16 protein-coding genes are annotated in these 13,683 nt (G+C 63.9%); 6 read left to right on the top strand and 10 right to left on the bottom strand.

Annotated features, from left to right (window positions below; translation table 11 throughout):
* Positions 1 to 94: 94 nt before the first annotated feature.
* The 3 genes from rfaH (at position 95) to ccoM (ending at position 1,459) form a co-directional block, all read left to right on the top strand.
* Positions 95 to 637 (top strand): transcription/translation regulatory transformer protein RfaH, encoded by a 543-nt coding sequence (rfaH, locus tag KPL81_RS13350; RefSeq protein ID WP_219792603.1) that lies wholly within the window; start codon positions 95 to 97, stop codon positions 635 to 637.
* Positions 638 to 678: 41 nt separating this feature from the next.
* Complete coding sequence (locus KPL81_RS13345) at positions 679 to 1,185, top strand: FKBP-type peptidyl-prolyl cis-trans isomerase (RefSeq protein ID WP_219792602.1); 507 nt, start codon at positions 679 to 681, stop codon at positions 1,183 to 1,185.
* A 157-nt stretch (positions 1,186 to 1,342) separates the two neighbouring features.
* Positions 1,343 to 1,459 (top strand): cytochrome c oxidase subunit CcoM, encoded by a 117-nt coding sequence (gene ccoM / locus KPL81_RS20760; RefSeq protein ID WP_275951365.1) that lies wholly within the window; start codon positions 1,343 to 1,345, stop codon positions 1,457 to 1,459.
* A gap of 90 nt (positions 1,460 to 1,549) precedes the next feature.
* Here the strand turns inward: ccoM and KPL81_RS13340 are convergent, their stop codons facing one another.
* The 3 genes from KPL81_RS13340 to KPL81_RS13330 form a co-directional block, all read right to left on the bottom strand.
* Positions 1,550 to 2,170, bottom strand: coding sequence for a lytic transglycosylase domain-containing protein (locus KPL81_RS13340; protein ID WP_240549243.1), 621 nt, complete (start codon positions 2,168 to 2,170; stop codon positions 1,550 to 1,552).
* Between the two features lie 40 nt (positions 2,171 to 2,210).
* Positions 2,211 to 3,932 (bottom strand): proline--tRNA ligase, encoded by a 1,722-nt coding sequence (locus KPL81_RS13335; protein ID WP_219792601.1) that lies wholly within the window; start codon positions 3,930 to 3,932, stop codon positions 2,211 to 2,213.
* A 363-nt stretch (positions 3,933 to 4,295) separates the two neighbouring features.
* Positions 4,296 to 4,889 (bottom strand): GNAT family N-acetyltransferase, encoded by a 594-nt coding sequence (locus KPL81_RS13330; RefSeq protein ID WP_219792600.1) that lies wholly within the window; start codon positions 4,887 to 4,889, stop codon positions 4,296 to 4,298.
* A gap of 133 nt (positions 4,890 to 5,022) precedes the next feature.
* On the opposite strand from KPL81_RS13330, the gene KPL81_RS13325 reads away from it, so the two are divergent.
* Positions 5,023 to 5,460, top strand: coding sequence for a hypothetical protein (locus KPL81_RS13325; RefSeq protein ID WP_219792599.1), 438 nt, complete (start codon positions 5,023 to 5,025; stop codon positions 5,458 to 5,460).
* Positions 5,461 to 5,512: 52 nt separating this feature from the next.
* Here KPL81_RS13325 and KPL81_RS13320 read toward each other — a convergent pair whose 3' ends face one another.
* Complete coding sequence (locus tag KPL81_RS13320) at positions 5,513 to 6,046, bottom strand: Lrp/AsnC family transcriptional regulator (RefSeq protein WP_240549242.1); 534 nt, start codon at positions 6,044 to 6,046, stop codon at positions 5,513 to 5,515.
* Positions 6,047 to 6,208: 162 nt separating this feature from the next.
* On the opposite strand from KPL81_RS13320, the gene KPL81_RS13315 reads away from it, so the two are divergent.
* Complete coding sequence (locus KPL81_RS13315; protein ID WP_219792598.1) at positions 6,209 to 7,225, top strand: 1-aminocyclopropane-1-carboxylate deaminase; 1,017 nt, start codon at positions 6,209 to 6,211, stop codon at positions 7,223 to 7,225.
* Here KPL81_RS13315 and KPL81_RS13310 read toward each other — a convergent pair.
* The 5 genes from KPL81_RS13310 to KPL81_RS13290 form a co-directional block, all read right to left on the bottom strand.
* Positions 7,204 to 8,124 carry a peptidoglycan recognition protein family protein gene (locus tag KPL81_RS13310; protein ID WP_219792597.1) on the bottom strand — a complete coding sequence of 307 codons (921 nt, stop codon included), beginning with the start codon at positions 8,122 to 8,124 and terminating at the stop codon, positions 7,204 to 7,206. The two genes, KPL81_RS13315 and KPL81_RS13310, sit on opposite strands and share 22 nt — an antisense overlap.
* Before the next feature lie 2 nt (positions 8,125 to 8,126).
* Positions 8,127 to 8,885, bottom strand: a complete 759-nt coding sequence (locus KPL81_RS13305; RefSeq protein ID WP_219792596.1) for a DUF3307 domain-containing protein — start codon at positions 8,883 to 8,885, stop codon at positions 8,127 to 8,129.
* On the bottom strand, positions 8,882 to 9,523 hold the full coding sequence (locus KPL81_RS13300) for a hypothetical protein (RefSeq protein ID WP_219792595.1): 642 nt from the start codon (positions 9,521 to 9,523) through the stop codon (positions 8,882 to 8,884). Before KPL81_RS13300 ends, KPL81_RS13305 begins: the two co-directional genes overlap by 4 nt.
* 223 nt (positions 9,524 to 9,746) lie before the next feature.
* Positions 9,747 to 10,925, bottom strand: a complete 1,179-nt coding sequence (locus tag KPL81_RS13295) for a vWA domain-containing protein (protein ID WP_219792594.1) — start codon at positions 10,923 to 10,925, stop codon at positions 9,747 to 9,749.
* Between the two features lie 3 nt (positions 10,926 to 10,928).
* Positions 10,929 to 11,783: an AAA family ATPase gene (locus KPL81_RS13290; RefSeq protein WP_219792593.1), complete on the bottom strand. Its 855-nt coding sequence runs from the start codon at positions 11,781 to 11,783 to the stop codon at positions 10,929 to 10,931.
* Between the two features lie 122 nt (positions 11,784 to 11,905).
* On the opposite strand from KPL81_RS13290, the gene KPL81_RS13285 reads away from it, so the two are divergent.
* The gene (locus tag KPL81_RS13285) at positions 11,906 to 12,754 is read left to right on the top strand and encodes a sterol desaturase family protein (protein ID WP_219792592.1); all 849 of its coding nucleotides are present in this window, start codon (positions 11,906 to 11,908) and stop codon (positions 12,752 to 12,754) included.
* Here the strand turns inward: KPL81_RS13285 and KPL81_RS13280 are convergent.
* On the bottom strand, positions 12,751 to 13,635 hold the full coding sequence (locus KPL81_RS13280; protein ID WP_219792591.1) for an NAD(P)-dependent oxidoreductase: 885 nt from the start codon (positions 13,633 to 13,635) through the stop codon (positions 12,751 to 12,753). The two genes, KPL81_RS13285 and KPL81_RS13280, sit on opposite strands and share 4 nt — an antisense overlap.
* Positions 13,636 to 13,683: the final 48 nt, after the last annotated feature.

Here is a 13,683-nt window from a genome sequence, read left to right as displayed (position 1 = left end):
CGGAGGTGGGCGGCCCAGCAGGCCATCGTTCGGCCGCTCGATTGTTGCAGAGCCCCGGCATTGATGCCAGCGGGAGATCCGGTAGGAGACCTTCATGAGTCACAGCGAACGTCAGCCGATCGAAGACGAGAACGACAGCCTGCCGCGCTGGTACGTCGTTCAGTGCAAGGGTGGAGAGTCCTTTCGTGCTGCTGAGCACCTTGCCAACCAGGATTACGAGCTGTTCCATCCTATCCTGCAGGTACAGAAGAAGCGCGGTGGCAAGCTGGTATGGCTGGATGAGCCGCTGTTCCCCCACTATCTCTTTATTCGACTCGATCGTATCGCCAGCAACTGGCGCCCGATCCGCTCGACCCGCGGCGTACTCAGAATCGTCACCTTCGGCGATCGTCCCTTGCCGGTGGACGACGAACTGGTTGCACTGCTGCGTGAACAGGGCGCACAAGGGCAGGAGAGCGCCGCCAACGTCTATTTCCGTGCCGGCGAGAAAGTAGAAATAACCGAAGGGCCGTTCAAGGATTTGCAGGCCGTCTTTGCCAGCCACAAGGGTGACGAACGGGCCATCGTGCTGCTCAATCTGCTCAATCGCCAGCAGCAACTGGAAATGCCCGTGGCGAACCTGCGTCCGCAAACGTGATCGCCTGAGGCATGCCCTGCCAACGACCACAGGAGTTATTCATGAAGATCGCCCCACAGCGGGTCGTGACCCTGCACTACGTGCTCAGCGACGCACACGGCCAGGTACTCGACGACTCGCGGGCGCGTGCCAAGCCCCTCGAGTACCTGCATGGGCATGACAACCTCATGGCTGGCCTCGAGCGCGTCCTGGTAGGCCACGCTGCCGGCGACAGGCTGAGCGTGACACTGGCGCCAGAAGAAGCCTACGGCGAGCGCAACGATAGCCTGATCCAGGAGGTCGGACGCGGCGCCTTTCCCCAGGATGACCTGGCGCCTGGCATGCGTTTCCAGACACCAGGCGACGACGGTCCTCAGATCGTCACCGTACTCGAGCTGCGCTCCGACGGTGTGCTGATCGATACCAACCATCCCTTGGCAGGGCAGACCCTGAGCTATGCTCTGGAAGTGCTCGAAGTGCGCGAGGCGACTCGTGCCGAATTGGCCAAGGGGCATCCGCTTCCCGTCGGTGTCGAACCGTCCCAGGTCGAAGATCGCAAGGCTCCCTGACCGTTCGAAACCCCGAATCACCCCAAAAAACTGACCTGTATCAATTCGCTGAGCGGCACTTGACGCGGCCGAGGCGAAATTTGATGCAGGTCAGTTTTCCCTTTGCATCAACCGGCTAGAGTGAACTCATCACATCGGGTGACGGGGAGAAACCACCATGTACTGGGATGATGCAGTAGTTTTCGGGCTGGTAACCGTCGCGATGATGGTCGCTTTCATGGCAGGTTGGGTCGGCTTCGTGATTCGCGATCACCGTCGCAAGCGCAAGCACTGAGCCAGCCAGCAGAGCAAGTCGTCAGGGGAGGGGGGAGTTTTCCCCCCAGTAGCCGGCCCAATTGGGCCGGCATTTTTTTGTCTGGCGTTTTCAACGTGCGTACCACCAGTGGTGGGTCCAGGCGCGCATTACCCGCTCGGGATACCAGGTCTGGCCTAGGCTGCCGTTGTAGCGTGCCAGGGCGCGGGTGAAATCGCCGCGCTCTACGGCCAGATAGTGGGCGAGGATGGTGCAGCCGTAGCGCAGGTTGAGCCAGGGGTCCATCAGGTCATCGGCGCTACGCCCCAGCTCACGTATCCAGAACGGCATGATCTGCATCAGCCCCACGGCGCCGGCCGATGAAACGGCTTCGGCCTGGAAGGCACTCTCGACCTGGATCACTGCCAGCACGATTTCCGGCGGCAATCCGGCCAGCCGAGCTTCATGATAGATACGTGTCAGCATCTCGCCGCGCAGGGTCTCGTCGTCAACGAAGCGGGCGAGCCTGGGCTCCATCTGGCTCATCCATTGCCGAGCCGCCCATACCCGATCCGGCGAAGGTGGCGTGGCGACCAGCGTGTCGAGGGTCTGGCGCAGCGAGGGGGGAACGTCGGGCTCCTCCCGCACGCGCCGGGTGGGCGGAGACTGCAGTGCAACGGGCAGTGCATCGAGAAAGCCCGCGGCCTCGGCGCCCTCTCCCGGCACCTGCGCCGTTGCTGCAACGCCACTCATCAGGCCGGCCGCGACCAGCAGCGTCGCGGCCAGTCGACGATTACCCTTCGACTCGCTCGCGCAGGAACTCGACGATCGTATCGGCAGGCACCATGGTCGCTTCACTGTCACGCCGCCCCTTGTATTCCAGCTCGCCATTGTCCAGCCCGCGGTCGCCGACCACCAGGCGATGGGGGATCCCGATAAGCTCCTGATCGGCGAACTTCACCCCGGGACGCAGGTCGCGGTCGTCGAGCAGCACGTCGATGCCGGCTGCGGTGAGGGCCTGGTAGAGCCGCTCCGATTCCTCGCGTACGCGCTGCGACTTGTGCGCGTTCATCGGCACCAGTGCCACCTGAAAGGGGGCAATGGCGTTGGGCCAGATGATGCCGTTGTCGTCATGATTCTGCTCGATGGCGGCGGCCACCACGCGGGTCACACCGATGCCGTAGCAACCCATCCAGGGATGGGCCGCCTTGCCGTTGTCGTCGAGCACCGTGGCATTCATTGCCTCGGAATATTTCTTGCCCAGCTGGAACACGTGGCCGACCTCGATGCCGCGCTTGATCGAGAGCGTGCCCTTGCCGTCCGGCGAGGGGTCACCCTCGACCACGTTGCGAATGTCGGCCACCTTGGGCAGCGCCGCATCGCGTTCCCAGTTAATGCCGAAGTAGTGCTTGCCGTCGACGTTGGCACCGGCGCCGAAGTCGCTCATCAGCGCCACGCTGCGGTCGATGATGATCGGCATGTCCAGGTTGACCGGACCCAGCGAGCCGGGGCCGGCACCGACAACGGCGCGAATTTCTTCTTCCGTGGCCATGGTCAGCGGCTCGGCCACCTCGGGCAGGTTCTCGGCCTTGATCTCATTGAGTTCGTGGTCGCCGCGTACCAGCAGGGCGATCAGGCCGCCCTCGCTGGCGCGCACCATCAATGTCTTGATGGTCTTCTCGATCGGCAGGCCATGCTGCTCCACCAGGGCGGCGATGGTCTTGGCGTTGGGGGTATCGACCAGGCGCAGCTCCTCGCTCGGCGCGGCGCGCTCAGGTGTGGTACCCAGTGGCGCGGGCAGTGCTTCGGCCTTCTCGATATTGGCGGCGTAGTCGGACTCGGTGGAGAACGCGATATCGTCCTCGCCCGAGGCGGCCAACACATGAAACTCATGGGAGTCGGTGCCGCCGATGGCACCGGTGTCGGCCAGCACCGGGCGGAAGTCCAGGCCCAGGCGGGTGAAGATCCTCACGTAGGCGTCGTACATCGCCTGATAGGTTTCCTTCAGCGAGGCCTGGTCGATGTGGAAGGAGTAGGCATCCTTCATGATGAACTCGCGCGAGCGCATCACGCCGAAGCGCGGACGGATCTCGTCGCGGAACTTGGTCTGGATCTGGTAGAAATTGGCCGGCAGCTGCTTGTAGCTGGAGAGTTCGCGGCGCATCAGGTCGGTGATCACCTCTTCATGGGTGGGACCGACGCAGTAGTCGCGCTCATGGCGATCCTTTAGGCGCAGCAGTTCGGGGCCGTACTGCTCCCAGCGGCCTGACTCTTGCCACAGCTCGGCGGGCTGCACCGCCGGCATCAGTACTTCCTGGGCCCCGGCGCGATCCATCTCCTCGCGCACGATCCGCTCCACCTTGCGCAGCGTACGCAGGCCGACCGGCAGCCAATTGTACAGGCCGGAGGTGAGGCGGCGGATCATGCCGGCACGCAGCATCAGCTGATGGCTGATGACCTCGGCATCGGCAGGCGTTTCCTTGAGGGTGGCGATCAACAGTTGAGTGGCGCGCATGGGTCCGGCTTTTCCTTCCAGCGTGGGCTGACATGAGTCGAGATGCCGCGACGGGCGGCGTTCGGGGCATTGTACGGCCAACGGGGAACGGCGGCAAAAGCGTTGCTTAACCTGGCATGGCAGTTCGCCACCACGAACGAGGGGCGCCGGGGACAGGGCGTAGAGGAGGTCTTTTGCCATGGGTGAGGAGCACTGCTCCGAACGGGCTGGCCATGGATGGCCAGCCCCGGTCCTGCAAGCGGAGCAGGACGCGAGAGCGAAGCAGGGCAAAAGTAGCGCCCAAGGATGGGTTTACAGCGCCTCATCGGCGGTCCGGCGCTCCGGGCCCTGTCGACGGATAAGCCCCGAGGTTAGTTGTGCAGGTTACTGCAGCGATTTCAGCCAGAACACCATCGGCTTGTCGGTCTCCTTCGACTCGCCGATGTCCTTCCAGCGGAAGGTGGTGGAAAGCTCCGGATGGCGCTCGTAGCCCTGCGAGCGCCAGAAGCCATGCAGCGGCACGTAGCCTGCCGGCTTCAGCGGATGATCGTCAGGGCGTTCCACGGCGCAGAACGCTACGGTGGAAAAGCCACGCTTGGCCGCATGACGCTCGCGCTCGGCGAGGAACGCCTTGCCGATACCCCGGCCGCGGTAGCTCGGCAGCAGCACCGATTCGCCGTAGTAGAATACGCTGTCGATATCGAAACCGGTCTGCTCGAACGGCGTGCGGAACTCTTCCACGTCCTCGGCCAGCGGCATGCCCGTGGCTGCACCCACCAGCGCATCGCCATCCTCGGCCAGCACGAACAGACTTTGCGGACATTCGGCATAGCGGCGCAGGTAGTTCGCCTCGTAGTCGAAGCTGCCATCGTAGAGATATGGGTAATCACGGAATACAGTGATGCGCAGATGAGCCAGTTCCTCAAGCCGTGGCTCGATGGCGCTACCCTGGCAGGTATGCAATGCGGTTTCGCTCATGTGGGCCTCCGTGAAAGATGTAAACGCTCGTATGAGCTGCCGTTGTGGTAATCTCCCGCCATTCTCCATGGCGGCGCCAGGGGCGGCAATCGTCCGGCGCCGGTAACCCGACCTTCTGCGGAGCCTTTCTTCCATGAGGATCCAGATCCGTCGTGCCCTGACCGGGCTGGTGCTTGCTGCTTCTTTCACCGCTCTGGTGGGCTGCGGTACCGTCTTTCATCCCGAGCGCAAGGGCCAGATGAGCGGCCGCATCGACCCGGTGGTTGCCATTGCCAATGGCGTGGGGCTGTTGTTCTTCATCGTTCCGGGCGTGATCGCCTACGCCGTGGATTTCTCCAACGGCACCATCTACCTGCCCGGTACCCACGGCAGTGCCAGCGTCGATGTTCTGCAGATGGAGGAGGGCATGGACTTGCCTACCCTGGAGCGGATGCTCTCCGAGAAAACCGGCAAGTCTTTCAGCCTCGACAGCGAGCTGGTGCGGGTCGAAGAGGTGGATAGCCTCGACGAGGCCCTGGCCCTGGTGCGCATGGCTGGCATCAACGACCAAGAGCGGCTGGCCACGATGTAAGGCCAGCCAAGGGGCGTCGTCTCCCCTTAGGTCTGCCTTCTGCCAGCACGCGCTACAGCGGCACCTGGTGGGTCGATACCACCTCTTTCAGACCCATGAACGAGCGGATCTGGCGCACGCCGGGCAAGTAGAGTAACTGCTCGGCGTGCAGCTTGTTGAAGCTCTGGCTGTCTCGAGTCCTCACCAGCATGAAGTAGTCGAACTCGCCAGTAACGACGTGGCATTCCATGCACCCGGTGACACGCTGCGCAGCCTCCTCGAAGGCGGCGAAAGACGCCGGCGTCGAGCGATCCAGCACCACTCCTATCAAGACCACCATGCCGGCATTGAGCCGCTCGGGATCGAGATGCGCGACGATACCGCGGATCAAGCCTTCCCGTTTGAGCCGCTCGACGCGCCGCAGGCAAGCGGGTGGGCTGAGATTGACCTCGGCCGCAAGGGCCACGTTGGAAATCGAGGCGTTCTGCTGCAGCCTCTTGAGAATGCGTTTGTCGATGCGATCAAGCTCGGTATCAGGCGCAGAGCGGGTGCTTGTGGAGTGCAATTTTATTTCCTTTAAATAAGGTGTGAAGAACTTTTTGATCATCAAAGCTCGGTCTTCGCATTTATTGTTTAAATAATTGACTTTCTTTTGCAACCAGGCGGTTCTCCGTGCCGGTTAGTATGAAAAAGGCCATTCCGTGGCGCTCGTGAGCCCCGTGGTCATAACAGAACGACCGTCGGCATTGCCTTCAGCAGGAGAATCTCCATGAATTTGCAGCGCTTCCCCCGTTATCCGTTGACTTTCGGTCCGTCACCCATCGCCCCGCTGAAACGCCTCAGTAAGCATCTGGGCGGTAAGGTTGAGCTGTACGCCAAGCGTGAAGACTGCAACAGCGGCCTCGCTTTCGGCGGCAACAAGACACGTAAGCTCGAATACCTGATTCCCCAAGCCCTGGAGCAGGGCTGCGACACACTCGTCTCCATCGGCGGTATCCAGTCCAATCAGACGCGTCAGGTCGCTGCCGTGGCGGCCCATCTCGGCATGCAATGCGTGCTGGTGCAGGAGGATTGGGTCAACTACTCCGATGCCGTATACGATCGAGTCGGCAACATCGAGATGTCGCGCATCATGGGAGCCGAGGTGCGCCTCGACGAGGCTGGCTTCGACATCGGCATCCGCCCGAGCTGGGAGCAGGCGCTGGAGGATGTACGCAAGCGCGGCGGTAAGCCCTTCCCCATTCCCGCCGGTTGTTCAGAGCACCCTTATGGTGGCCTGGGCTTCGTGGGGTTCGCCGAGGAGGTGCGCCAACAGGAGCAGGAGCTCGGCTTCAAGTTCGACTACATCGTGGTCTGTTCGGTGACAGGCAGTACCCAGGCCGGCATGGTGGTCGGCTTTGCCGCTGACGGCCGGGCGCGGCGGGTGATCGGCATCGACGCCTCGGCCAAGCCGGAGCGCACCCGTGAGCAGATCCTGCGCATCACCCGACACACAGCCGAGCTGGTCGAGCTGGAAGGGGGAATCGCCGATGAGGATGTGGTGCTGGATACTCGCTACGGGGGCCCCGAGTACGGCCTGCCCAGTGAAGGTACGTTGGAGGCGATTCGTCTTTGTGCGCGCCTCGAGGGCGTGCTGACCGACCCGGTCTACGAGGGCAAGTCGATGCAGGGCATGATCGATATGGTGCGCAATGGCGAGTTCCCCGAGGGCTCTCGCGTGCTCTACGCGCACCTGGGCGGGGTGCCGGCGCTAAACGCCTACAGCTACCTATTTCGTAACGGCTGATCGAGGCAATCCAGCGCTGCTGGACGGTAGTGTTCCAGCAGCGCCCAGAGAATCGCGGCGGTTTCGGCATCCGGTCGCCCGCGGTAGTCGGAAGGGCGGAAGCGCATCTGGAAGGCGCGCAGCACGGCGCGAGTCTCGCGATCCAGCTCAGCGGTTGCCTCCAGCCGGTAGCCCCAGCCCTTGAGCGCTTCCTGAAGGGTGGCGAGCGGTACGGCTTCGATTTCGAAGCGGGCCCGCCAGCGTGCAACGCTGTCTTCCTCAGGCCATACGCCGATGCCGGCCTCATGCAGCCGGCGCCATGGAAAATCCGGGCCGGGGTCGATCTTGCGTGTCGGTGCGATGTCGGAGTGGGCCACCACGTCGGTGGGATGGATGTCGTGACGCTCGATGATATCGCTGGAAAGAGCAATCAGCGCTTCGATCTGTGCCTCGGGATAGGGAGCCCAGCCGATTTCCACAGACGCCTCCGGGTCCTCTTCCAGCAGCCTCTCCACCTCGGCATAGGGGCGGTCGGGCCCGGTATTGACGATCTCGATGCCGATCGAGGTGTCGTTGATGTTGGTGCGGCCCCGCCAGGCGCTGGCGCCGGCATGCCAGGCGCGGCGCTCCTCGTCGACCAACTGGTAGACCAGCGGCTGGCCGCGGTGGTCGCGCGCCGGCAGCGGCAGCACGTAATGGGCGCTGACATGGGGGCCGGTGAGCACGGCCAACGATTCGGCCTCGTCGACATCGGTGTAGTGGATCACCAGATGGCGCACGCGGCTGGTGTGCGAGGGCGACACGTGGGCATGGTCCACCACGTAGCCGTCGCGCCGTTCTAGGTGTTCCGGCGCGGCGCAGCCGGCCAACCAAACGCTCGCCATGGCGATGCCCAACAGGGTGGTCCAGCGCTTCGGCATGCTCAGCTCCCCTGTATCACCAGCCGTATCAACAAGCCGAGTACCATGGCGGTCGATACGCTGAGCAAGGTGCCCATCAGCACGTACTCGGTCAGCTTGCGATCCTGGGCGCCGCGCAGTTCGCCGAAGCGCAGTACCGACTTGGCCGCCAGCAGAAAGCCGATGGCGGTCAGCTGATCGAGCAATACCAGGGTCAGCACCAGTACGCGCTCGGCCATGCCGATGCGTGCTCCGGCGGCGATGAGCGTGCCGGGATTGTCGATCTGCGCGCTCCAACGTTGTATCACCAGGGCGATTACGATCGACAGTGGGCGAGTGACGAGTACGTAGGCGACGACGATGCCGAGCACCTGCGGGGTGAACAGCCATTGCCAGAACGCGAGCAAGGGCTGCCAACTGCCGAGCCAGGCCAGCCACGCGCCCAGCAGCACCAACAGATGCAGCGCCTGGTCGAGCATGAACCAGCGCAGCCTCGTCGGTGACAGGTAGGCCTTGCCGAGATCGATCGCAGCGTGGCTTAAGGCTATCGCTGCCGCGCCACCCAGGACCACTCCCCAGGAAGCGCCGCTAGCGCGGCTCAGGGTGGCTGCACCCAGTACCGTCAGGGCCAAACCGCCATGTAGCGCCGCGTGCAGGTAGAGCTGGGGGGAGCGCACCTTGCGCACAAGGCGAGCCTCGACCCAGCGGCTTGGCTGCAAGGCGAAGTCGCCGAGCAGGTGGGCCAGCACCAGCCCCAGCAGTAGCGAGAGATCGGCGTTCATCGTGAGTCGTCCTTGAAGCGTTGGCCGAGGTAGCGCAGGTAGTCCTCGAGCAGCGCCCAGCGAGCGGCGCGCAGCCGCTTGTGGACGCTGGGCTGGCTTATACCGAGCCGCTTGGCGAGCGCCTGCTGGGATTCCTCGTGCCACAGGCTGAGGTAGACGGCCTCTGCGGCGTAGCGCGACCAGCCGTCGATCAGATCGTCGACGAAACGGGTCAACAGCGCCAGGCACTCGCTGCCGTCCTCCTCGGTCAGGCTGAGACACAGGTGTGAGGTGCCTTCGCTCATGGCGTCCAGCGTCTGGCCAGAGCGCACGAACACCTCTCCGCTGGCCTCGGTGACCCGTTGTTCGGGCTGCCAGCGATCCTTGCCGATGGCAACGGCGATACGTGCATCCCAGCGTTGGCGCTCCTCCGAGTGACGAATCAGCGCCGCACGCAGCAGCACTGCGACAGGCAGGGCGATTGCCGGGTCGGGTAGGGCGATCTGGAACCCGTCGCCGCGGTAGCGCTCGCTTTGACCTCCGTAGCGCTCGGTGAGCGTCTCGAGGGTGGTATCGAGCACCTTAAAGAGCCGCTTGGGGTCACTGGCCTTGCGAGAATCGACCAGGTCGCCCGTGAGTACGGCAATGCATTGCGCCATGGGCTTGTACTACGCATCGGTGATGTCTGGATGATAGCCCTTAGGGGCTATTTTTCAAGAAAATAGCCAAAAAGGGCTATGGCGAGTCCATGCGCTATCTTCTCCTCCGGACCGGGCAAAACAGCATGGTCATACGAAAGCTGTATGGAAACACAGTATAAGGTTGGGCTGGCAATGGGGCAAGCGGTCCTGAACCGGGTCGCATTCACTCGCAGTGCTTGGGTCAGCGAGCCAGGTCGCGCATGGCATTCTCGAGCCCTTCCAGGGTCATGGGGTACATGCGGTCGTCGATCAACTGGCGGATCAACTGGGTAGAGTGGGTGTACTCCCAGGCCCGCGGCGGCATGGGATTGAGCCAGGCCAGGCTGGGAAACTTGTCAGCCAGGCGCTGGAGCCACACCGCGCCGGCCTCGTCGTTGAAGTGCTCCACGCTGCCTCCAGGGTGGGTCACCTCGTAGGGTGACATGGCGGCATCGCCGACGATCACCACTTGATAGTCGCGGCCGTAGGTATGCAGCACGTCCATGGTGGGAATGCGCTCACTGGTGCGCCGCTGGTTGTTGCGCCAGACACCTTCGTACAAGCAGTTGTGAAAATAGTAGTGCTCCAGGTGCTTGAACTCCGAGCGGGCGGCGGAGAACAGTTCCTCGCAGACGCGAATGTGATCGTCCATGGAGCCGCCCACGTCGAGGAACAGGAGTACCTTCACCGAGTTATGCCGCTCCGGACGCAGGCGCACGTTGAGCAGACCGGCGTCGCGGGCGGTGTCGCGGATGGTGGCCTCGACGTCGAACTCCTCCGCCGCACCCTGGCGGGCGAACTTGCGCAGCCGGCGCAGCGCCATCTTGATGTTCCGAGTGCCCAGCTCGAGGGAGTCGTCGTAGTCGCGAAAGCGCCGCTCGTCCCACACTTTCACCGCGCGGCGGTGGTGCGAGCCCTGCTGGCCGATGCGGATGCCCTCGGGGTTGTAGCCGTAGGCGCCGAAGGGACTGGTGCCACCGGTGCCGATCCACTTGTTGCCGCCGGCATGGCGCTCCTTCTGCTCATCGAGGCGCTGCTTGAAGGTTTCGATCAGTTTTTCCAGTCCGCCCAGCGACTCGATCTGGGCCTTCTCTTCCTCGGAGAGATGTTTCTCGAATTCGCGGCGCAGCCAGTCGTCGGGGATCAACGCCTCGATTGCGGCATCGAGATTTTCCAGGCCGTCGAACCAGGCGGCGAAGGCACGGTCGAAGCGGTCGAAGTGACGCTCGTCCTTGACCAACACGGTGCGCGCGACCTGATAGAACGCCTCCATGTCGGCGAACACCACGCCGCGCTCGACCACCGCGTGCAGGTCGAGCAGTTCGCGCAGCGACACCGGCACGCCGGCGCGCCTGAGGGTCTCGAACAGGCCGATGAACATGGCTCAGCGCCTCTGGTTGCCGTGTCGACGCATCATGAAGGCCAGCCGCTCGAGCAACTGGGTATCCTGCTCGTTCTTCACCAGGGCGCCGGCCAGCGGCGGGATCGCCTTGACCGGGTCGCGGTGATAGAGCGCCTCTCGGGCCAGCTCGTCGGCCATCAGCAGCTTCAGCCAGTCGACCAGCTCGGAGGTAGAGGGCTTCTTCTTCAGCCCCGGCGCCTGGCGTAGGTCGAAGAACACCTCGAGCGCTTGGCTGACCAGCTTCGGCGCGATGTCGGGGAAGTGCACATCGACGATGGCCTGCATGGTCTCGCGGTCGGGAAATTCGATGTAGTGGAAGAAGCAGCGGCGCAGAAAGGCGTCGGGCAGCTCCTTCTCGTTGTTCGAGGTGATCACGATGATCGGCCGGTGGCGGGCACGCACGGTCTCGCCAGTCTCGTAGACGTGGAATTCCATGCGATCCAGCTCCTGGAGCAGGTCGTTGGGGAACTCGATGTCGGCCTTGTCGATCTCGTCGATCAGCAGCACCACGCGCTCATCGGCGGTGAAGGCCTCCCACAGCTTGCCGGGCTTGATGTAGTTCTCGACGTTCTCCACGCCCTCCACGCCGAGCTGGGAGTCGCGCAGGCGGCTCACCGCATCGTATTCATAGAGTCCCTGGGCCGCCTTGGTGGTGGACTTGATATGCCAGGTGATCAACTGGGTGCCCAGAGAGTTCGCCAGCTCCTCGGCCAGCAGGGTCTTGCCGGTGCCCGGCTCGCCCTTGATCAGCAGCGGTCGCTCCAGGGTCACGGCGGCGTTCACCGCCTGCTTCAAAGCATCGGTAGCCACGTAGCTAGAGGTCGAATCGAAAGCCATGGTCATGCCTCGGCGTAGCGTCGTGTGGGGGAGAGTCAAACAAGTGTACGGAAGGGCGGGGTGGGGGACAAATCCCGCTCGACAGCGATACCATCAGGGCAGGATTCGCCGGAGCCATGAGCATGAGCGACACGCTGCAAAGCCACGAACCGCTGATCCGCCTCGGCATCTTCCTGCTGGTACTGGCGGCGATGGCGCTGTGGGAAGTCCTCGCTGCGCGTCGCGAGCAGCGGATACGGCGCTGGCAGCGCTGGCCCGGCAATCTGCTGATTCTGGTGCTGGATACGCTGACCGTGCGCCTGCTCTTTCCCCTGGCGGCGGTAGGGGCTGCTCTGGTGGCTGCCGAGCGCGGCTGGGGGCTGTTCCACCTGGTTCCGGCGCCACTGTGGCTGGCGCTGCCGCTCTCGGTGCTGCTACTGGACGCGGCGATCTATTTCCAGCACCGGCTGTTCCATGCCGTGCCTTGGCTGTGGCGCCTGCATCGCATGCACCACGCGGATCTCGAGTTCGACGTCACCACCGGCCTGCGTTTCCATCCGCTGGAGATCGTCATCTCGATGGGCATCAAGGTGGCCGTGGTGACGCTGCTGGGAGCGCCGGCCGTGGCGGTGCTGATCTTCGAGGTCCTGCTCAATGCCACCTCCATGTACAATCACGGTAACGTGCGTCTGCCCGAGCGGCTCGACCGTAGGTTACGCCTCATCGTGGTGACGCCGGACATGCATCGCGTCCATCACTCCATCGTGCGCTGTGAAACCGACAGCAACTTCGGTTTCAACCTGCCCTGGTGGGACCGGCTGTTCGGCACCTATCGCGACCAGCCCGACGCCGGACACCTGAACATGACGATCGGCATCGCAGAGTTCCGCGACCCCCGCGAGCTGAGGCTGGATCGCATGCTGATCCAGCCATTGCTAAGCCCCAAGGCGTCATCTGCCATACAGTCGGGCAGGCATGGGTCGCAGGGCTAGTCCTCCTTCCGGCGATATGCCTCCACCAACGTCGCCGGGTCGTGCTCGGCGTGGCCATGATTGGCATGGGCGCGCATCACTTGGGCCGCCAGGCCGCTCAGGGGTATGGCGCTGCCGGCGCGCTGGCTCTGGGCCAGGGCCAGGTCGAGATCCTTGAGCAGGGTGCGCAGGTGCCAGGCCGGGTTGTCGAACTCGCTCGCCGCCATGCGCGGGGTGAGGATCCGGAACGGCTTGGAATCGGCGAAGCCACCGGCCAACGCCTCGGTCAGGCGGCTGGCATCCACGCCGCTGGCCTCGGCCAGGGCCACCATCTCGGCGATCACCGCCGCCTGGCAGCCGACGATCATCTGGTTGCACACCTTGGTGACCTGACCGGTGCCCACCGGGCCCATGTGTGTCACCCTCGCCGAGAGCGGGGCGAGCAAGGGAAGCACAGCTTCGATATCCTGCTCGGTGCCGCCGCACATGATCGCCAGGCTGCCGGCCTCGGCCCCTGCTACGCCGCCGGAGACCGGCGCATCCACCCAGCGCATGCCGCACTCTTCTTCCAACCGCTCGGCAAAGCTGCGCGTTGCCGCCGGGTCGCTACTGGAGAGGTCGACCAGGTGCTGTCCCGTGCGGCCATGCGCGGCTACGCCGCCTTCACCGAAAATCACCTCTTCCACCACGGTGGTGTTGGCCAGGCACAGCATCACCACGTCCACCTCCGCCATCAGCTCGCCGATGGAGCCCGCGAGTGTAGCGCCGGCCTCGCGCAGAGGCTCGGCCTTGGTCGGGGTGCGGTTCCATACCGTGACGGCAAAGCCGGCTTGCAGCAGGCGACGCGTCATGGGGGCGCCCATCAGGCCGATGCCGATAAAACCGAGGCGGGGCTGAGGCATGTCATTCTCCAGCAGTGGCGGCAAGGATGAGTGGCTTAGCATGCCCGT

This window comes from Billgrantia antri, from assembly GCF_019430905.1.
GTDB classification, from domain to species: Bacteria; Pseudomonadota; Gammaproteobacteria; order Pseudomonadales; family Halomonadaceae; genus Halomonas; species Halomonas antri.
This window is presented reverse-complemented; position numbering and strand designations above follow the sequence as displayed.